General features: G+C 67.2%; 16 protein-coding genes. 6 read left to right on the top strand and 10 right to left on the bottom strand.

All coding sequences use genetic code 11. From position 1 onward, the window contains the following. Positions 1 to 119: 119 nt before the first annotated feature. Together ACM2ZB_RS16920 and ACM2ZB_RS16925 are read right to left on the bottom strand one after the other, a co-directional pair. The gene (locus ACM2ZB_RS16920; RefSeq protein WP_416056314.1) at positions 120 to 1331 is read right to left on the bottom strand and encodes an NAD(P)/FAD-dependent oxidoreductase; all 1212 of its coding nucleotides are present in this window, start codon (positions 1329 to 1331) and stop codon (positions 120 to 122) included. A 14-nt stretch (positions 1332 to 1345) separates the two neighbouring features. Further along, a complete protein-coding gene (locus tag ACM2ZB_RS16925) occupies positions 1346 to 1840 on the bottom strand; it encodes a lipocalin family protein (protein ID WP_313437167.1) in 495 nt (164 codons plus the stop codon). A gap of 187 nt (positions 1841 to 2027) precedes the next feature. Between ACM2ZB_RS16925 and ACM2ZB_RS16930 the strand changes: the two genes are divergently transcribed. Next, positions 2028 to 2276: a hypothetical protein gene (locus ACM2ZB_RS16930; RefSeq protein ID WP_313437170.1), complete on the top strand. Its 249-nt coding sequence runs from the start codon at positions 2028 to 2030 to the stop codon at positions 2274 to 2276. 95 nt (positions 2277 to 2371) lie between these two features. Next, the gene (locus ACM2ZB_RS16935) at positions 2372 to 4804 is read left to right on the top strand and encodes a DUF3772 domain-containing protein (protein ID WP_416056315.1); all 2433 of its coding nucleotides are present in this window, start codon (positions 2372 to 2374) and stop codon (positions 4802 to 4804) included. Between the two features lie 787 nt (positions 4805 to 5591). On the opposite strand, the gene ACM2ZB_RS16940 is transcribed toward ACM2ZB_RS16935, so the two are convergent. Beyond that, positions 5592 to 7697, bottom strand: a complete 2106-nt coding sequence (locus ACM2ZB_RS16940; protein ID WP_416056316.1) for a phosphoglycerol transferase I — start codon at positions 7695 to 7697, stop codon at positions 5592 to 5594. A gap of 232 nt (positions 7698 to 7929) precedes the next feature. Further along, positions 7930 to 9573, bottom strand: a complete 1644-nt coding sequence (locus ACM2ZB_RS16945; RefSeq protein WP_416058571.1) for an ABC1 kinase family protein — start codon at positions 9571 to 9573, stop codon at positions 7930 to 7932. A gap of 225 nt (positions 9574 to 9798) precedes the next feature. On the opposite strand from ACM2ZB_RS16945, the gene ACM2ZB_RS16950 reads away from it, so the two are divergent. Beyond that, the gene (locus ACM2ZB_RS16950; protein ID WP_416056317.1) at positions 9799 to 10728 is read left to right on the top strand and encodes a DUF808 domain-containing protein; all 930 of its coding nucleotides are present in this window, start codon (positions 9799 to 9801) and stop codon (positions 10726 to 10728) included. A gap of 183 nt (positions 10729 to 10911) precedes the next feature. Here ACM2ZB_RS16950 and ACM2ZB_RS16955 read toward each other — a convergent pair whose 3' ends face one another. Continuing rightward, positions 10912 to 12450 (bottom strand): diguanylate cyclase domain-containing protein, encoded by a 1539-nt coding sequence (locus tag ACM2ZB_RS16955; RefSeq protein WP_416056318.1) that lies wholly within the window; start codon positions 12448 to 12450, stop codon positions 10912 to 10914. A 104-nt stretch (positions 12451 to 12554) separates the two neighbouring features. Between ACM2ZB_RS16955 and ACM2ZB_RS16960 the strand changes: the two genes are divergently transcribed. From ACM2ZB_RS16960 to ACM2ZB_RS16970, 3 genes are all read left to right on the top strand, one after another. Next, on the top strand, positions 12555 to 13190 hold the full coding sequence (locus ACM2ZB_RS16960) for an NAD-dependent dehydratase (RefSeq protein WP_416056319.1): 636 nt from the start codon (positions 12555 to 12557) through the stop codon (positions 13188 to 13190). After that, positions 13190 to 13903, top strand: coding sequence for a helix-turn-helix transcriptional regulator (locus ACM2ZB_RS16965; protein WP_416056320.1), 714 nt, complete (start codon positions 13190 to 13192; stop codon positions 13901 to 13903). The genes ACM2ZB_RS16960 and ACM2ZB_RS16965 overlap by 1 nt, the downstream gene beginning before the upstream one ends. A 160-nt stretch (positions 13904 to 14063) precedes the next feature. Then, positions 14064 to 14450 carry a VOC family protein gene (locus ACM2ZB_RS16970; protein ID WP_416056321.1) on the top strand — a complete coding sequence of 129 codons (387 nt, stop codon included), beginning with the start codon at positions 14064 to 14066 and terminating at the stop codon, positions 14448 to 14450. 36 nt (positions 14451 to 14486) lie between these two features. Here the strand turns inward: ACM2ZB_RS16970 and ACM2ZB_RS16975 are convergent, their stop codons facing one another. From ACM2ZB_RS16975 to pdhA, 5 genes are all read right to left on the bottom strand, one after another. Beyond that, entirely contained in the window at positions 14487 to 15437 is a 951-nt protein-coding gene (locus ACM2ZB_RS16975; protein WP_416058572.1) for a hypothetical protein, read from the bottom strand. A 264-nt stretch (positions 15438 to 15701) separates the two neighbouring features. Beyond that, positions 15702 to 17081, bottom strand: a complete 1380-nt coding sequence (locus ACM2ZB_RS16980) for a dihydrolipoamide acetyltransferase family protein (protein ID WP_416056322.1) — start codon at positions 17079 to 17081, stop codon at positions 15702 to 15704. After that, complete coding sequence (locus ACM2ZB_RS16985; protein WP_313440943.1) at positions 17078 to 17431, bottom strand: SH3 domain-containing protein; 354 nt, start codon at positions 17429 to 17431, stop codon at positions 17078 to 17080. The genes ACM2ZB_RS16980 and ACM2ZB_RS16985 overlap by 4 nt, the downstream gene beginning before the upstream one ends. Before the next feature lies 1 nt (position 17432). Further along, positions 17433 to 18500: an alpha-ketoacid dehydrogenase subunit beta gene (locus ACM2ZB_RS16990; protein ID WP_079223931.1), complete on the bottom strand. Its 1068-nt coding sequence runs from the start codon at positions 18498 to 18500 to the stop codon at positions 17433 to 17435. After that, positions 18493 to 19575: a pyruvate dehydrogenase (acetyl-transferring) E1 component subunit alpha gene (pdhA, locus tag ACM2ZB_RS16995; RefSeq protein WP_416056323.1), complete on the bottom strand. Its 1083-nt coding sequence runs from the start codon at positions 19573 to 19575 to the stop codon at positions 18493 to 18495. Before pdhA ends, ACM2ZB_RS16990 begins: the two co-directional genes overlap by 8 nt. Positions 19576 to 19857 lie beyond the last annotated feature (282 nt).

Below are 19857 nucleotides of genomic sequence, written 5' to 3' on the forward strand. Positions count from 1 at the left end.
CGGTACAGGCCGACGCTAACAGGCGTTGCTTGAATGATGCCTGTCGCCGGCCTGTAGAGTCGAGCCATGCTCGACTGCCTTCCGTATCGGGACCAAGAGCAGTCGAGCATGGCTCGACGCTACGACACCCGGTCGAACCCGAACAGGTCCTGCAGCGGGTGCCGGCGCCGCTCGATCCGCGCCTGCAGCAGCTGCGCGCCGATCATCGAATAGGTGATGCCGTTGCCGCCGTAGGCCATCGCCAGGTGCACCCGCGGCCCCCACTGCGGGTGCGGGCCGAAGAACGGCAGGCCATCGGCGGTCTCGGCGAAGGTGCCGCCCCAGGAAAACGCCGGGGTCGGGTCCAGCTGCGGGAACCAGTGCAGCAGCTGCTTCATCAGCTGCCTGGCCTTGCCCTGCACCCGCCGGTCGCGGCGCGCGGGGATGTCGATGGCATCGTCCAGCCCGCCCACCAGCAGCCGGCGGTCGCCGGTGGCGCGCAGGTACAGGTAGGGCCGCGCGCTTTCCCAGACCATCGTGCGCTGCAGGGGGCCCAGCACCTCGGCATCGATGGGGTCGGTGATGAAGGCATAGCTGCTGCGGTTGCGGGCCACGCGCGGGTCGATCCAGTGCTGGGTGGCATAGCCCATGGCCAGCACCACATGGCGCGCGCGGATCGTGGCCCCGGCCTCGGTACGCGCCGTCACGCCCCGCGCGTTCGCGTCCAGGGCGTGCAGCACGGTGCGGTCATGCACGTGGCCGCCGCGGCGGCGCACGCGTTGCAGCAGGCCATAGCTCAGGCAGTAGGGGTCCACCCGCGCCGCCTGGCGGGTCAGCAGTGCACCGGAGGCGTCCACGCCGAAGCGTTCCTGCAGGGCCTCCGGCCCCAGCCAGCGGGCATCCAGCCCGATCTGCCGCCGTGCCGCGCCTTCGGCCATCAGCACCGGCGCGTCACGGCGGCGGCTGGCCAGGTACAAGCTGTCCATGCGCTGGAAGTCCACCTGCTTCAGGCCACGGGCCACCTCGCCCAGCGCGGGGATGGCCTCGGCACAGGCGCGGTAGGCCAGCGCTGCGGCGTCGTTGCCGTACTGCCGGGCCAGGTCCAGCAGATGGGTATCGATTTCGTACTGCAGCAGGGCGGTGCTGGCCGCCGTGCTGCCCCAGCCGATGTCGCGCTGCTCGATCACCGCCACCTCGTGGCCGTGGGCGGACAGTTCATTGGCGATCAGCGCGCCGGTGATGCCGCCACCGACCACCAGCACATCGCAGCGCAGGTCCTGTTCCAGCGGCGGGAACGCCTGGATCAGTCCATTGCGTATGGCCCACCACGGGTAGCCGCTTTTCAGGTCCATGCGTGTACCCAGGATCAGGCGGTGGGGTGGCCGGTGTGCGGGGTCTGGATCAGTTCGGACAGATCGAAGCCCTGCAGGCGCGCGGCCGCCAGATAATGTTCCTGCACGGTGGCATCCAGCCGCGGTTCGCGGGCCAGCAGCCAGAGATACCTGCGGTCCGGGCTGCCGACCAGGGCGACGCTGTAATCGGGGGCGACCTGGATCACCCAGTAGTCGCCCTTGGCGAAGGGCAGCCAGCGCAGGCCCTTGGGCAGGAAGCTGACCTCCAGCCGCGCCACGTCGTTGTCCACCGGGCAGGCTTCGCCGGTGGCTTCCTCCACCTCGCCGTCCATGCGGCAGCGGTTGGTGACGCCGACATTGCCGTTGTCCTGCAGGGTGTAGTGCGCGGTGACATCGGTGCAGCCGTCCGGCTCATGGCGCATGGGCAGGCGCGCGATCTCATACCAGGTGCCCAGGTAGCGGGGCAGCTTGAGGTCGGCAACGGTCTTCAGGGGCGGGTGGTCGGTCATCGTATTCAGCGCCGGGGGAAACGGTGTCCCACCATGCCGTCGCGCTCGCCACGGGCGGGTGAAGCCCGGGCGAGGGGCGCGTCCAGAACATTGCGTCGCCACGGCGGCGTGCCTGCTGTCACCTGCGCGGCGCTATCCTTGCGCCAGCGCCGGGTGTTGTCCTTTTACAAGCGAAGTGGAGGTGCCGATGTACCAGGTGATCCTGTTGAAGAGTGAATCTGCGTTTGCCCGCGAGCAGTGGCCGCAGGTGGACGATGTGGTGGACTACGAGGGCGTGAGCTACAGCCTGCGTGCCGGCCCGCGGCAGCCGCTGCCGACCGACCATGACTGGCACCCCATCGCGGTGTACGCGCCCGATGAGATCAGCGAAGAGGAATTCCAGGACTGGTACGCGCTGCAGCAGCCGCAGGTGGAAGAGCTGCGTCTGAAGTACTGAGGGTTTGCTGGAGTCGACCGCTGGTCGGCTCTACGCGGGCGTGACCGGCCGTGCCGTATAGTCGCGCGCAGGCGCGGTGGTCCGCGCGAACCGGTGTGGCTGGCTTGCTTTCCTTTTTCCGAACGATCCTGAAGCGTGGCCCATCGCTGGCGCTGCTGTTGTGGGGTGCGCTGCTGCTGGCCGCACCGGTGCTGGCCCAGGAGGACGACCCTACGCCGAAGCAGCAGCTGGCCAGCATCGAGGCCAGCCTGAAGGATGTGGAACGCAAGCGCGAGGATGCCGAGGCAACCGAGACCCTGGCGATGCTGTCCGAGACCGCATCGCAGGCGCGCCGCGATGCCGAGGCGCTGGACAAGAGCCTGCAGCCGCAGCTGGACCAGCTGAACGAACAGCTGACCCAGCTGGGCCCGGCGCCGGACGGCACCACCGAGCTGCCGGAACTGGCAACCCAGCGCCGCAACCTGACCCGCCAGCGTGACGCGCTGGCGTCGTCGGTGGCGCAGGCCAAGGCCAGTGCCGTGCGCGCCGGCCAGCTGGCCACCGATATCGACAAGCAACGCACCGCGCAGCGCACCGAGGAACTGGGGCAGAAGGTCGATTCGCCCTTGTCGCCGTCGCTCTGGCGCAAGGTGGCCAAACAGCTGCCGGTGGATATCGCCCGGGTCACCCCGCTGGCCGCGCAGGGCCGCGATGCCCTGGTGGCCGCACTGAACACCCATGGCTGGAGCACCCCGCTGCTGGGCCTGCTGGCCGCGCTGGTAATGATGTTCCCGCTGCGCCTGTGGCTGCGCGCGCTGGGCCGGCGCTTCGCCGCCTCTGATCGCGCGCCCGATGGACGCCTGCGCCGCTCCGGCCTGGCCATGTGGCTGCTGCTGGTCGGCACCCTGCTGCCCGGCTATGCGGTGGTGGTGTTCATCGCCTCGCTCAATGCCATTGGCGGTATCGCCCCGCGGCTGCAGAACGTGGCCGATGGCGTGCGCGACGCCACCTTCGCCGCCGCCTTCATCGCCGCGCTCAGCGCCTGCCTGCTGGTGCCCACGCGGCCCTCGTGGCGGCTGCTGAACCTGGATGACACCGCCGCGCTGAAGCTGCGCAAGTACGCCTGGGGCGCAGCCGCGCTGGCCTGGTTCAGTACGGTACTGGTGGCCATCGACCAGGCCACGCGCACCAGCGACGTGACCACCGTGGCGCTGGATGGCGTGATCGCGCTGACCTACCTGGGCCTGATCATGGCGATGCTGGTGACCCTGGCACGCCTGCACCGCCGGCAGACCGCCGAAGCCGAGGCCAAGCTGGAAGCCCAGGCCGACGGCGTAGGCGCCGCAGTGCCGGTGCGCCGCAGCAGCTGGTTGGTGCTGGCCCGCGTGGCGGGCAACATCGCCGTCACCGCCGCGATCATCGCCAGCCTGATGGGCTACGTGAACTTCGCCAAGTTCGTGAACGAGCAGCTGATCGGCGGCGCCATCGTGGTGCTGGCGACGATGCTGCTGTTCAAGTTCGTCGATGACTTCTGCACCTGGCTGCTCAACGCCGACAGCAAGGTGGGGCAGACCATCCTGCTCAGCACCGGCCTGAGCGTGTCGCGGCTGGAGCAGGCCGGCGTGCTGCTGTCGGCCATGCTGCGCACCCTGGTGGTGCTGATCGCGCTGCTGGCCCTGGCCGCGCCGTTCGGCAACATCGGCACCATCGTCGAGCGCATCGCCTCGCTGGCCAACGGCATCGAGATCAACAAGGACCTGACACTGCAGCCGGGCCGCATCGTTACCGGCGTGCTGGTGCTGCTGGTGGGCATGGGCCTGACCCAGCTGATGCAGCGCTGGCTGACCGACACCTACCTGCCCAAGACCGAACTGGACCTGGGCGCACGCAACTCGATCAGCACCATTGCCGGCTACGTGGGCATCATCCTGGTGGGCCTGTGGGCGCTGACCGCGATGGGCCTGAACCTGAAGAACCTGGCGCTGCTGGTCAGCGCGCTGTCGGTGGGTATTGGTTTCGGCCTGCAGGCGATCATCCAGAACTTCGTGTCCGGCCTGATCCTGCTGGCCGAGCGGCCGGTGAAGATTGGCGACTGGGTGAAGCTGGGTGACCAGGAAGGCGACATCCGCCGGATCAACGTACGTTCGACCGAGATCCAGGTGGGCGACAAATCGACGTTGATCGTGCCGAACTCGGAGCTGATCACCAAGACGATCCGCAACATGACGATGGGCAACAACCAGGGCCGGATCCAGATCCAGTTCGCGGTGCCCACCAGCACCGACGTCGCAGGCCTGCGGCAGGCGTTGCTGGATGCCTATGGCGCGCACCAGGCGGTGCTGAAGCAGCCCGCACCCTCGGTGTACATCGACAGCATTGCCGGTGGCCAGATCACCTTCAACAGCTTCGCCTACGTGGCCAGCCCGCGGCAGGTGTACGGCACCCGCAGCGATCTGTACTTCAGCCTGCTGCAGATACTGGCCGAACGGGATATTCCGCTGTCGACCCCGACCGACATCCACCTGGTACGCGACACCCCTCCGGAGTAGTGGGTTTTCTTTTTGCAGGGCTTGCAGCCCTGCACCCGCGGTAGTGCCGGCCGCTGGCCGGCAACCTCAAAGTCAACAGCGGGCTATCCGTGGGATGGCGGGGCGGGTCCGGTTGAGGGGGACGCCGTAAACCCGTCCATGGGGGCTTGGTCGCGGCATCCATGCCGCTCACACCCCCTCAACCGGACCCACCCCGCCTTCGACAGACTTCGGCGATCTGTCGGAGAACGGGGTCGGATCCCGTTGCTGCGCAACGGGCTCTGACCCCAATTGAATTTCGATTTCAATTCGAAATATTCGATTCCGATTGAGATTCATCCACGCATGGCGTGGATCTACTGGCCGCCGGCCAACTGTCGAAGGCGGGGCACTGTGGGTTTGCGGGGTGTGAGCGGCATGGATGCGGCGACCAAGCCCCCATGGTGAAGTGACCTCCTCAACCGGACCCACCCCGCCTTCGACAGTTTCCTGCGATCTGTCAGAGCACGGGGTCGGATCCCGTTGCTGCGCAACGGGCTCTGACCCCAATTGAATTTCGATTTCAGTTCGAAATAGTCGATTCCGATTGAGATTCATCCACGCATGGCGTGGATCTACTGGCCGCCGGCCAACTGTCGTAGGCGGGGCACTGTGGGTTTGCGGGGTGTGAGCGACATGGATGCCGCGACCAAGCCCCCATGGACGGGTTTACGGCGTCCCCGCAAACCCACAGTGCCCCGCCATCCCACGGAATGCCCGCTGTTGCTTCTGCAGGTACAGGGCTGCAAGCCCTGCAAAAAAAGAACCTTTACCCCCGCGGTCGGCCGCGCGAGGGCACCAACGCAAACGTATCCACCGCCAGCTTCTCGGCATGGTTCAACCACGCCCGGATCTCCAGATCATCCACCTCGTGGTCCAACCCGAACGACACGTTGATCTTGCCGTCCGCATCCGGCTGCACCCACTGCTGCGCCAACACCACCTTGCGCTGGGACGACACCGCTTCGATCCAGAAACCACGGTCCGGCCGCGTGCTCGCCACCAGCTGCAGCATGTACTGGCCCGCACGCGTGCGGCGGCCCTTCTGGGTGATCATGTGGGCCTGGCGCACGCTCGGGCGCGGGCCCTGGAATGCGTCCAGCGGGGCGTCCACCGCAATGCCACCGCGCAGGTCATCATCGCGGAACAGCTTGATGCCGTTGTCGCGGTTCACCAGCAGGGCGCACCAGTCACCATCGGCCGAGCCATCCTCGAACGCGGTACAGCGGTCCACATAGGCCAGAGTGTTGTCCGGGTCGGCATCGTCGAACTGGCGCGAGGTGTTTTCCAGGTAGACCGATTTCAGGCCCCAGTCCTTGTCGTACTCCAGCAGCACCGGCGGCTGAACGTGCTGCAGGCCGACCACCACCTGGTCATCGCCGTCGATCTTCAGCTCGCGGGTCGGTTCGCCCAGCCACAGCGAGCGGGCGAAGGCCAGGTACTGCGGGTAATCGCGGCCGCCTTCGCGCTGGGTGGCGACGCTGGCACTGGGCGCGCGCTGCGGGTCGACCAGCGAGCGGCCGAAGCCCATGGTCTTCAGGTTCGGGTCCAGCAGGCTGAGCAGGGTTGCGCCGGAATCCAGCGTGGTGCCGGCGTCGGCGGCAAGCTGGCGCGGGGCGATGCCGTCGCCCAGGAACAGCAGCAGGTTCTCGCGCTTCTGCTTGGTCAGGATGTGGGTCAGATCGTTGGGCATCGCCAGGTGGTCCGAGGCGATCACGATCAGCGTGTCCTTGCCGTACGGGCTGGCCTGGATGCGCTGCACCAGCTGCGAGATCAGGCGGTCGCTGCACTTGAGTGCATTGAGCATGTTGATGTTGCCGTACTGGCTATCGTAGCGCTGGCCCTTGCAGGCCACCGGCAGGTGGCCGGCCGGGTGGTGGGTGTCCATGGTCAGCGTGGTCAGCATGAACGGCTCGCCCTTGCGCGAAAGCTGTTCGAAGCGCTGGTAGGCGGTGTCCAGCAGCACATCGTCGTGCACGCCCCACGGCGAGTAATGCACGCGGCCGATCTTCTTCTGCTGCTTGAACCAGTCCAGGTCGTGCACTTCATCAAAGCCGTGGCTTTCCAGGAACTGGCCCTTGCCGGCGAAACGGCCGCTGGCGCCGCCCAGGTAATGGTTGGTGTAGCCCTGCTGCTTCAGGTAGTCGCCCAGGCACACGGCCTTGGGCAGGAAGCTGCCCATGCGGTCCATGCTGTTCTCATCACCCTGGGACGTGGTCAGCGGTACGCCGCACATCGACGACACCAGGCCGGCGATGGTCCAGCCACTGCCTTCGGCCGAGGCCAGCCCGCGCACATCCAGCGATTGCGAGGCCAGGCGGTTGAGGTTGGGCATCAGGCCGGGAAAGACGTTCTCGTCCAGGTAGGTGCGTTCCAGGCTTTCGCCATAGATCCAGACGATGTTGCGCGGGCGCTGCAGCGCGTCGGTGGGCACCTGGTACTCGGGGGCGATACGGGCGAAATCGACCGGGCGCAGCTGCTGGTACAGGCGCTGCCCATCGCGTGCCAGCGGGCTGACCATGATCGTGGTGATCCACACCACCGCAAAGCCTGCAAACCAGGCGCCGCCACGGCCGGGGCGGCGCCAGCGCTTCACCCGCGTGGCGAACAGCGGCAGCAGCGAAACCACGATGAGCGCGATGTAGCCGGCGATATAGCCCTTGAAATCGGCGATGCCGGCGCCTTCCATGTCGGCGCCCAGATGATAGAGCGTTGCTGCGTTCAGACCATCGCCGGACAGCTTGTCGATCAACCACCACGTACTGAGCAGGAGCAGCAGCAGCGAGAACGTGCTCGCCTTCCACCACACCCATTTATCGGAGGCGAGGAACAGCCAGGCCAACAGCAACAGCGACAGCAGCAGGATCCAGAGCATAAGCAGCTTCGGCAGTGACGGGAGGTGGTGATGGACGTCGTACCGACGCGTGTCCATCCGACCAGCGCTGCCACAAGCACACGTGCATGACAGGCTGATGACCCGATAGTGCATGCACGAACCTGACTGAAATGTTTGTTCGTTACATGAGGTGAAAACGCGCTCCGCAGGTAAATCCAGCGTGAAAAACACTGCGCGATTTCATTAAGAAACCGCGCGATCTCCCGCTTCTTCAACGATGCCCGCGTTCCTCACGCGCACGTGCACGCCTGTCGAACAGCAATGCACTGGTGACGATGCCCAGGCCCAGCACCACGCCGATCAGCATCAGGAACAGGGCGATGGCGGGATAGCCGAAGAGGTGCCAGCCGGTCTCCAGCTTCATCATCAACGACGCGGCCATGATCAGCGCGGCGCTGATGATGCCGGCGGCGACGCGGTTGGCGATCTTCTGCAGGTTTTCCATCAGCCGCGATTCTTCCAGGCCGGTCACCTTCATCTGCAGGCGGTTTTCGGCCAGCAGCGCCATGATGTCCGACAGCTTGCGCGGTCCGTCGCGCAGCAGCTGCTGCAGCTCCATCGCTTCGCTGGCCAGGTTGGCCGCCGACAGCGATTTCTTCAGGCGCGCACGCATCACGTGCTGCAGCTGGCGTTCGACGATGCGTCGCGTATCCAGGTCCGGCGCCAGCAGGCGGCAGACGGTTTCCAGGTTCAGCAGCGCCTTGCCCAGCAGGCTCAGCTCCGGTGGCGTGCGCAGCCCGCAGGAGGTGGCGATGCGCACCAGGTCCAGCACCACGCGGCCTTCGGAGAAACTGCCATTGGCGGCATAGCGCGCGATCAGCTGGCCGGTCTCGCGCAGATAGCGCTCTTCGTCGAAGGCCTCCAGCCGCGTGCTGATGCTGATCAGGTCGTCGGCCACTTCTTCGCCGCGGCCATCGACGGCAGCGAACAGGATCTTCAACAGGCGCTCGCGCAGGCGCGGTGGCATGTGCGCGACCATGCCCAGATCGAAGATCGCCAGGCGGCCCTCGGGCGTGACCCGCAGGTTGCCCGGATGGGGATCGGCATGGATTTCGCCATGCACGAAGATCTGGTCCAGGTAGCCGCGGATCAGCGCCGCGGCCAAGGGATCCATGGCCTGCTCGGTACGGCGTACCTCGGGAATCGCATCCACGCGCACGCCGCTGGCCAGTTCCATGGTCAGCACGCGGTGGCTGCTGAAATCCCACACCGGCTGCGGCACCCACAGCCGGCGGAACGGCTTGAGGTGGCGGCCGAAGCGGGCCAGGTTCTCGGCCTCGGCGTGGTAGTCCAGCTCCTGCATGAGGGTCTTGGCGAATTCATTGAGCCAGTCGCGCAGGCGCACGCGGCGGCCGATCTGGGTCAGATGGTCCGCGGCCAGGGCGAAGCTGCGCAGCACTTCCAGATCCGAGCGCAGCTGGGCGGCCACTTCGGGCTTCTGCACCTTCACCGCCACCTGGCGGCCGTCGTGCAGCACCGCACGATGCACCTGGGCGATGGACGCGCAGCCCAGCGGTTCGGGGTCGAAGGAGGCGAACAGCTTGTTCACCCCGGCGCCCAGCTCCTGTTCGATGATGGCGTGGATGCGCGCGACCGGAATCGGCGCCACGTTTTCCTGCATGCGCTCCAGCGCGGTGGCGAATTCGGCCGGCACCATGTCCGGCCGGGTGGACAGCATCTGCCCCAGCTTGACGAAGGTGGGCCCCAAGGCCTCCAGGTCGCTGACGAACTGTTCCGGATTGCCATCGGCGGGCACATCGGTATGGCTGCCGGCGGCGTCCAGGTTCATGCCGGAAAACACGCCGGAATGACGGTAGCGCATCAGCAGGCGCAGGATCTGGCTGCGCCGGTTCATGCCCTTGACCAGCGGGGGATTGGCCGGGGCGGTGGACGGATTGCTCAAGCGGAACTCCTTGGGCGGTGCGCTGCTCTGGTAGCGCCGGGCCATGCCCGGCGGACGTGCCCGGCAGAAGGGGGGACCGTGCCAGTGTCCCTGCTGTGCGGTAGGCACACGGTGAACCCGCTTCCGCAGCAGGCACCGGATCAGTCAGAATCCGTCCATTCCCTCTTTGGATCCCCCATGGCCGGTGCCAGCCTGTTCGCCCTGCTCGACGATATCGCCACCCTGCTGGACGATGTCTCGATCCTCACCAAGGTCGCTGCGAAGAAGACCGCCGGCGTGCTGGGCGACGATCTGGCGCTGAACGCGCAGCAGGTGACCGGCGTCAATGCCAACCGCGAACTGCCGGTGGTGTGGGCGGTGGCCAAGGGCTCGCTGGTGAACAAGGTGATCCTGGTGCCGGCGGCGTTGGCGATCAGTGCGCTGGAAGCCTGGCTGCACAGCCGCGGCTGGAACGTGCCGCTGATCGTGCCGCTGATGATGCTCGGCGGTGCTTTCCTGTGCTTTGAGGGCGTGGAGAAGCTGGCCCACCGCTTCCTGCATTCGTCCGACGAGGATGCCGAGCACCAGGCCGAGCGGCGCAAGGCGCTGGCCGATGCGCAGGTGGACATGGTCGCGTGGGAAAAGGACAAGGTGAAGGGCGCCATCCGCACCGACTTCATCCTGTCGGCCGAGATCATCGTGCTGACCCTGGGCGTGGTCGCGGCGGCCGCTTTCACCCAGCAGCTGCTGACCCTGACCGTGGTGGCGCTGGCGATGACGGTGTTCGTCTACGGGCTGGTGGCCGGCATCGTGAAGCTGGATGACGTGGGCCTGTACCTGTCGCGCAAGGGCGGCGCCTTGGCGGCATTCGGTCGTGGGCTGGTGGTGTCGGCGCCGTGGCTGATGAAGTTCCTGTCGGTGGCCGGCACCATCGCCATGTTCCTGGTCGGCGGCGGCATCCTGGTGCACAACGTGCCGGTGCTGCACCACGCCGTGCAGGGCATGGGAGGCGAAGGGCAGTGGGGTTGGCTGATCAGCGCCGCGGCCAACATGGGGGTGGGCATTGTTGCCGGCGCCATCGTGCTGGCGGCAGTGACCGGATTCCAGAAGCTGCGAGGGAAGCTGTAGAGCCGGGCCCACGCTCGGCTGCCGTTCGGCGCTGCGCGCCGCCGCCCGAGCATCGGCTCGGGCGCTACAGCTGGGGCGCCCTGGTTCTTGTAGAGCCGAGCCCACGCTCGGCTGCCGCTCGGCGCTGCGCGCCGCCGCCCGAGCATCGGCTCGGGCGCTACGGTGGTCCGGCGTGCTGCGGGATCACCCCGCCTGCACCCGGTTCTTGCCCTGGCGCTTGGCCGCGTACAACGCATCATCGGCGCGCCGCAGCAGGGCCTCGGCGTCATCGCCGGCTTGCCATTGCGCCAGGCCCGCACTGAAATGCACCGGCACGCGCTGGTCCTGCACGGTCAGTACGCGGTGCGCCAGCGAGCGCTGCAGGCGCTGCACCGTGGCCATGCTGTCCGCGCCCGGGGTTTCGGGCAGCACCAGAACAAACTCATCACCGCCCAGGCGGGCGATGCCATCGGTGGCGCGCAGCAGCAGGCGGCACACCGATACCAGGTGCTGCAGCAGCGCATCACCGCCGGCATGGCCATGCACGTCGTTGGTCTGGTGGAAATCATCCAGGTCGATCACCGCCAGCCCCAGCGGCGTGTTGTTGCGTGAGGCACGGGCCAGTTCGCGTTGCAGCAGTTCATCCAGCCCACGCCGGTTCAGCGCCTGTGTGAGTGGGTCGATGCGGGCCAGGTCACCGGCTTCACGCAGTTCCTGTTCCAGTTCGGTGATGCGCTGTTCGGCGCGCTCCACTTCCTGCCGCGCGCTGGCCAGGTGGTCACGCGCCTGCGCGGCCTGCTGCTGCACCTTGCCGGTGTCATGCATCACTTCCTGCAGCAGGTGGTTGAGGTCGGCAATGCTGCGTGCTTCGCGCAGCTGCAACGCGTAGCTGCCGATGCGGTCATGGTATTCACCGGTGCTGGCGGCCATGCCATCCATGCGTTCGATAAAGTCACCCATCAGGCTGCGCATCGCTGCCTTGGAATCGTCGATGCCCTGGCGCAGCAGGCCCTGCCTGTAGATCACTTCGCGCAGCTCGGCACGGGTGCGTTCCACTGCCTCGGCTTCCAGCGGCCCGGCCAGCAGCTGGCGCACGGCGGCGATCTGCCCCTGCAGCCAGCTGCGGTCATCCAGCAGCTCGCTTACGTTTTCCAGCAGCAGCGCGAACAGTTCCAGCAGCAGGGCCTGCTGTTCCTGCCAGCTTTCCGCGCGCACGCCCACCTGGTGGCCCAGTTCGCGCACGCCCTGCTCGATCGGCTCCAGCGCGGCGCCCGGCTGCCATTGCCGCAACTGCGCAGCCAGTGCCTGGGCCTGCTCGCGAAGGTCCGGGTCGTGCTGCAGCAGCGATACCACCGCACCGCCCAGCAGCAGGCGCAGCTGTTCGGACAGGCGCAGGCTGTCGGGCTGGCCATCGGGCGAATGCTGTTCGATGGTGCGGATGTACTTGTCGATCAGCTGGCGCATCGCCCGGCCGTAGCGCGGCCAGTCGGCGCTGGCCTGGGCCGACTGCAGTCGGTCGCCCATGTCGCCCAGTTCGCCAGGCAGGGTGGCCATGCCGTTGGCGAAGGCGGCCAGCAGCGGCTCGGGCGCGTCGGCAGCGGCAAACAGCTGCTGCAGGGCCACGCCTGTGCCGCCCTGCAGCACCACCCGGTCGCCACGGCCATCGTCGGCCACCGCGCGCACGCGTGCCGGCGGCCCCAGGGCGGTACCGGGGGCAGGGCGGTGGTCGGGCTGGTCCGTCATGGAAAAATCCTGGGGCTGGCAGGGGCTGGTGACAGCATATCGGCGCGGCCGGCGGCGGCTTGAACGGCTACGATGGGCGACAGGATGCCGCAGTGGAGGTGGGGATGCGCGTGATGTTGCTGGGGGCGACCGGCCTGGTGGGCGGGCTGGCCCTGCCGATGCTGCTGGACGACCCGCTGTGCCGCGCCGTGGTGGCCCCGACCCGGCGCCCGCTGGGCCTGAGCCACCCGAAACTGCACGCTCCCGTGCTGTCGTTCGATGCGCTGCCTGATGCGCCGGACTGGGCCCAGGTGGACACGGTGATCTGCGCGTTGGGCAGCACGATGGCCCAGGCGGGCAGCCGCGAGGCCTTCTACCGGATCGACCACGATTACCCGCTGGCGTTCGCCCGCCTGGCCCGCAGCCAGGGCGCACGCACCTTCGTGCTGAACTCCGCAGCCGGGGCCAACCCGGGGTCGGCCCTCTTCTACAACCGGGTGAAAGGTGAGCTGGAACGCGACCTGCGGGCGTTGGACTTCGCCTCGCTCACCCTGGTGCGGCCTGGCCTGATCGGCGGGCAGCGGCAGCAGGTGCGCCGTGGCGAACACTTTGCCCTGCAGGTGCTGGGGGCGTTGGGGCCGGTGCTGCCGCGGGCGTGGCGGATCAATCCGGCGCCCAGGATCGCCCGCGCGCTGGTGGATGCGGCGCTGGCGCCGCCGCCGGGCGAACACGTGGTGGCTTCGCGCGCGCTGGTCGGCTGATGTCGCGTTCGCTGCGCCTGACCCAGTTGCTGCAGGTCCTGCGCCGGTACCGCCGGCCGGTCTCCGGCCAGGCCTTGGCCGACGCGCTGGGTGTCAGCCTGCGCACGCTGTACCGCGATATCGAGGTGCTGCGTGAGCAGGGCGCCGATCTGCGCGGCGAGGCGGGCGTGGGTTACCAGCTGATGCCAGGCGATGTGCTGCCACCGATGACCTTGCCGCCGGCCGAGATCGATGCGCTGGTGCTGGGCCTGCGCTGGGTGGCCGCGCGTACCGAACCGGCGCTGGCCGAAGCGGCCCGCGATGCCCTGGCCCGCATCGCCCACGTGCTGCCGGCCGCACGCCGCGAAGCACTGCGTGACAGCGGCCTGCGGGTGGGCCCTTCGCGAGCGGCGGCCAAGGTATCGCCGGCGCGACTGCAGGCGGTACGCGAAGCGGTGGGCGCGCAGCAGCGGCTGCGGTTTGCCTATGAGGATGCTCACGGGCAGCGCACTGAGCGCGTGGTCTGGCCGTTCGCGCTGGGCTACTTCGATGAAGTGGTGGTGCTGGCGGCGTGGTGTGAGGGACGCGAGGACTTCCGCCATTTCCGCCTGGACCGCATCCGGCAGGTACGCACGCTGGAGGACCGCTACCTTGTGCCGCGCGCCACCCTGCTGCGGCGCTGGCAGAAGGCGCAGGGCATCGCCCCGGACTGGCTGGATCTTGCTGCTTCGTAGAGTCGAGCTTGCTCGACTGCTCTTCACAAAGATCAAGAGCAGTCGAGCAAGCTCGACTCTACCGGGGCAGGAGCAACTTCCGGAGCACGCTCGACACTGCTGACAGGATCTGTCAGCAGGGGGGTACCACCCTGAGCGCTCCCAACAACGGAGGTTCCCCATGTTCAAGCCCAGCACCCTGCTGCAGTATGTGCGCGATGTCGCTGCCAGTGCCATGTTCTACAGCGGCATCCTCGGTACACCCCCGGTTGAACAGTCGCCCGGGTTCGCCCTGTTCCTGCTGGGCGATGGCGCCGCCCTGGGCCTGTGGCAGCGCGATGGCGTGCTGCCACCAGTTACCGCCGAAGCGGGCGCGGCCGAGTTGGCGATGGTGGTCGCCAACGCTGCTGAAGTGCAGCAGCTGCACGATGCATGGCGCGGGCTGGGGGTGCAGATCACCCAGGCGCCGGTCACCCTGGAATTCGGCCACACCTTCGTCGGCGTCGATCCCGATGGCCATCGCCTGCGTGTCTACAGCCGCGCCGAGGGCATGGTCGCTCGCGATTGAATCAGGGAGGGAGCCGCTACGTGCCGGCTCCTGGACCTACCCTTGCTTCTGCGCTGCTTCGATGACGATTGAAAATGTCTTGTCGTCTTCCGAATCCCACTCAACGGCCAGCTGGGCCAGCTCTCCGACCACATCGCGGCCGGGATTGGACCGCCTGAGTTCCTTGATGAACTGTCGGACCTGGCGCGGCGTTAGTTCACTGCCCGGATAGTTGAAGAGATTGAGCGCAGCATCTGAAGAGACGTCCAAGAGGTCGGGCGCGAGGATGGAATAGGCTTTGATGTAGAGGGAGAGCGGAATATCCGACAGGAAGTTCTCGGCTGCACGCATGATCGACGGGTCATGTGGCGGGTTCCGAACGAATTCCCTCATGACCGCAAGGACGACGTCTATCGACGGTGGTTTCGTCAGGGGTCTGTAGAAGTGGTTGGCGTATGCACGGTCACCTTCGTGGGTGACCGCAGCATCCGATAGCGTTGCCAGCGTCGTGATCCAGACGTCAGCGTCCAGCGGGGTAGCCGGTTCGGCGTGTCCTTGTTGATCGGCACTGGGGATGACCGCCCGGACGAAGGGCTCGCCGTTGCGCCATGACTGCAGACGGGATTCGATAATTGCGTACACCTGCTCCTGTTTGTCCCACATAGCGTCCGGCGAAGGCATGGCGTCTTGGGGGAACAGCGAGAAGAAGTCCGAAAAGTAGGGAGCTGTCGTGCAGAAGTAGCGAACGGTGAACTCCAGCAATTCCGGGTCGAACGCAGCGCCAGGGATTTCGTCCTGGAAGGCAGCTTCGATGCATGCCAGGGTATCTGCCGGCGAGGGGGCGGCTGCCACCGTAGAGCCGACCGATGCGTCAAGGAAAGCGTGATTTCGGGCGAGCCAGCGCAGGAAGATGATGCCAAGGACCCAGTTCGTGTCTGACGGATCCTCATCCCTCGTCAACCGTAGGAAGAATGGAGAGTCGCGGAAAGAATCATTGCCCGCCTTCATGAATTCTTCGAGTGTGGGTGGTGTCTCAGGCATGGAAACTCGACTTCTGCAGAGGGGCTCAATGCTATCGAGATACTCTTGGGAATCCATGCAACTATTCTCAAAATGCTCCCTTGCGCTCTCGCCCGATCGTCGGAGAGCCCAGTAGATCCACGCCATGCGTGGATGGAGCGCGAATGAGCAGCCATAAAAAAACGCCGGGCAGTGCCCGGCGTTTCTCCAATTCATGTGCCAACCAAGGTTGGCACCCACCGATCAGCTTGATCAGCTGGCCAGTGCCAGATCATCCATCATCGCGCGCAGGAAGCGGGCGGCTTCGCCCCCCGTAGCTGCGCGGTGGTCGAAGGTGACCGACAGCGGGATGACCTTGTGCGCTTCCACGCCACCCATCACCGGAGTCATCTGGTGGCGGGCACGCCCGGCACCGACGATGGCCACGCACGGCGGCACCACGACCGGGGTCGCGTAGCGGCCGGCGAACATGCCGAAGTTGGACAGCGAAATGGTGTAGCCGCTCAGTTCCGAGGCCGCGATCGAACGGGCTTCCACCTGCTCGCGCAGGCGGTTGACGCCTTCGCGGATGCCGCGTGCATCGAGCATGTCGGCGTTGCGCAGGGCCGGCACGAACAGACCGTCGTCGGTGTCCACGGCAATGCCGATGTCCACCTGGGCGTGCAGGGTGCGGGTCAGTGCTTCGCCATCGAACCAGGCGTTCATCGCCGGCACCTTCTGCGCGGCGACCACGATCGCACGCACCAGGCGGGCGGTGACGTCGTTGCCCGGCAGCCACGCGTGGATGTCGGCGTCGTCGTTCAGCGTGGTCGGCACGACTTTGCTGTGCGCGTCGGCCATCACCCGCGCCATGTTGCGGCGCACGCCCTTCAGCGGTTCCGGCTGGCCCTTGGCGACCACGCCCGGCGGCTGGGTGCGCATCGGCTTGCCGGCGGCGGACAGCGGGGTGCGGGCTTCGCTCTGCACCGGGGCGGCCACCTGCGCCGGGGCCGGCGCGGCATACGCGGCGGCAGCGGCCGGTGCCGGGGCGGCGCCCAGCTTGGCGGTGCCGTTGGCGGCGGCCTGCTTGACGTCGGCCATGGTCACCGCGCCATCGGCGCCGGTGGCGCGCACGCGGGCCAGGTCCACGCCCAGCTTGCGTGCGGTGGCACGCACGGCCGGCACGGCCTTGACGCCACCGACGGCCACGGCCTGTTCGGTGTGCACGGCGTTGGAGCTCTGCATGGCGCCGACCACGGTGCCGGCGTCATCGCGCTCGGCCTTTTCTTCGGCAGCCACCGGGGCGGCAGCAGCCGGCAGCGGCGGCGGGCTCGGTGCGGCCGGAGCCGCCGGGGCGTGCCCGTGGCTGTGGCCGGTGTCCTGGCCATCGGCGCGCTGCGGCAGGTTCGGGTCGATCTCGAAGCTGGCCAGCACCGCGCCGGTCGGGATGATGTCACCGGCGGCGCCGGACAGCTTCAGTACCTTTCCGGACACCGGCGAGGGCACTTCCACCACGGCCTTGGCGGTCTCCATCGACACCAGCGGCTCGTCCAGCTTGATCACATCGCCTTCCTTCACGAACCACTCGACGATGGTCGCGTCCGGCAGGCCTTCGCCCAGGTCGGGCAGGTTGAAGTTCTTGGTCTGGCTCATTTGCAGTTCTCTTCCAGCAGTTCCAGTTCGCGGGCCGGCAGCCAGCCCGTCGCGCCGTTGGCGCGCTCGGACCACCACCACCCACCATGTTCGTGGTGCAGCTTCACCATCTCGCCGTTTTCCACATCCAGCTCGCGGGCGTCGTAGTCGCGCAGGGCTTCGGCGCGACCATCGTCCAGCAGCTGCAACCAGGCGACGGGCGCCCATCCAGCGCGCCCATCGTTGGTGCGTACCCAGGCAAACGCCGGCCATTCCTCGTCACGTACACCGACTTCGACGATCTGGCCGGTGCGGAACCGGAGCGGGTTGGGATATTGGCTGCGGTAAGCCCCAAGGAGGCGCGCCCGCATGTCAGCCTGCCGCCACCGCGCGCTTGGCCGCGGTAACGATCCGGTCCACGCTGGGCAGGTACTTCATTTCCAGGCGGAACAGCGGAATGTGGGTGTCGTAGCCGGTGACGCGCTCGACCGGTGCCAGCAGGTCGTACAGCGATTCCTCGGCCAGGCGGGCGGCGATTTCCGCGCCGAAACCGGCGGTCTTCGGGGCTTCCTGCACGACCACGCAGCGGCCGGTCTTGGCCACCGATTCGGCGATGGTGGCGAAGTCCAGCGGACGCAGCGTGGCCACGTCGATGACTTCGGCGCTGATGCCTTCGCCGGCCAGCTTGTCGGCCGCTTCCAGTGCTTCCTTCACCTGTGCGCCCCAGGCCACCAGGGTCACGTCGGTGCCATCGCGCAGCACGAAGCACACGTCCAGCGGCAGGGCTTCGCCGTCATTGACGACCACTTCCTTGTACTGGCGGTAGATGCGCTTGGGCTCCATGTAGATCACCGGATCGGGATCGCGCATGGCGGCCAGCAGCAGGCCATAGGCACGCTGCGGGCTGGACGGCAGCACCACGCGCAGGCCCGGCACGTTGGTGAAGATCGATTCGTTGGCTTCGCTGTGGTGTTCCGGTGCGCGGATGCCACCGCCCCACGGCACGCGCAGCACCATCGGGCAGTGCAGGCGGCCACGGGTACGGGTACGCAGGCGCGCGGCGTGGCAGATGATGTGATCCACCATGGGGTAGACGAAGCCGTCGAACTGGGCTTCGGCCACCGGCTTCATGCCCTGTGCGGCCAGGCCGACGGTGAGGCCGGCGATGGTGGTTTCATCCAGCGGGGTGTCGAGGATGCGCTGTGAGCCGAAGCGCTGCTGCAGGCCGGCGGTGGCGCGGAACACGCCGCCGTTGACGCCCACGTCCTCGCCCAGCACCAGCACCGACGGGTCGTGTTCCAGCTCCCAGGCCAGGGCCTGGGTGATGGCTTCGATCAGGGTGATGGGGGTAGCGGTCATTGCGATGTCTCCACCGGCGACAGCGGCGCTGTCGGCGGCATTGGCCTGGGAAGCGGATGCGCCCGTCTTGATGTCATCCATGGCGCTGCTCCAGGGCAATGGCGGCCGCGCGCTGGGCCAGCAGGTCCGCCGGCGGGTCTGCGTAGAGGAAGTCGAACATGGCCTCGACCGGCTGCACCGGGGTGTTGAGGTACTGGTTCACTTCCTCGTCCACCTTGGCGGCGCACTGCTCCACCCAGGCCTTTTCCTCTTCTTCGCTCCACACGCCCTGGGCGGTGAGGTACTTGCGCAGGCGCAGCATCGGCTCACGGGTCCAGGCGTCCTTCACTTCGGCGTCGTCGCGGTAGCGGCGGGCGTCGTCGGCGGTGGTGTGGTCGGACAGGCGGTAGGTCATCAGTTCCAGCACGGTGCCGCCTTCGCCGGCCAGGCCGCGTTCGCGGGCCTGTTCCATTGCTGCCAGCACCGCGATCAGGTCATTGCCGTCCACCTGCAGGCAGTGCAGGCCACCGGCCAGGCCCTTCTGGGCCAGGGTTTCAGCGCCGGTCTGGGCCGAACGCGGCACCGAGATGGCCCAGCCGTTGTTGACGATGCACAGGATCAGCGGGAGCTTGTAGGCACCGGCGGAATTGAGCGCGGCATAGAAGTCGGTCTTGGAGCTGCCGCCATCGCCGCACACCGCCACCGCGATCTGCGGCTCGTTGTTGAGCTTGAACTTCAGCGCAGCGCCGGCAGCGTGCAGGCACTGGGTGGAAATCGGCACGCAGAACGGGAAGTCCTTCACCGCGTTGCCGGTGTAGTCGTTGCCGCGCTCGTCGCCGCCCCAGTACATCAGCACGTCGTACGGGCGCACGCCACGCATGAACATGGCGCCGTATTCGCGGTAGCTGGGCGCGAACACGTCGCCCACCTTCATCGCTGCGCCGATGCCGACGTGCGCGGCCTCGTGGCCCAGGCAGGCGGCATAGGTGCCGAGCTTGCCGGTGCGCTGCAGGGCGATGGATTTGCTGTCGAACGTGCGTACGTACAGCATCTGCTTGAACAGCGGCACCAGGACCTTGGGGTCGCGCAGCGACGCGGGCAGGTCGTCACGGACGAGCTTGCCGTCCGCGTCCAGGTACTGCAGGTATTCGATCTTGAACTCAGCGGCAACCGTCATTGCGTACTGCACCTTCGACAGAGAAGTTACAAATGATATGAATCGCCATGTTAAGGATTGCGTACGAAATAGCCTTCCTGCGGCGCAACACGGGGATTCCCCTTTGTACCCCTGGCGACGGCTCGGGGGCCAATAACAACAACGTATTCAGTCGTTGCTGCAAAGCATCAGAATACGCCTTCGGCTGACTGCCGGCGCAACGGCGCAAACGGTTCCACGCGCAAGCGCGGTTCCACAGGCCGACCGGACGCCCCGGTACGGTGCGGCGGCTGCCCGCGCGGC

This window comes from Stenotrophomonas maltophilia, assembly GCF_047782825.1.
In the GTDB taxonomy this organism is placed as follows: domain Bacteria; phylum Pseudomonadota; class Gammaproteobacteria; order Xanthomonadales; family Xanthomonadaceae; genus Stenotrophomonas.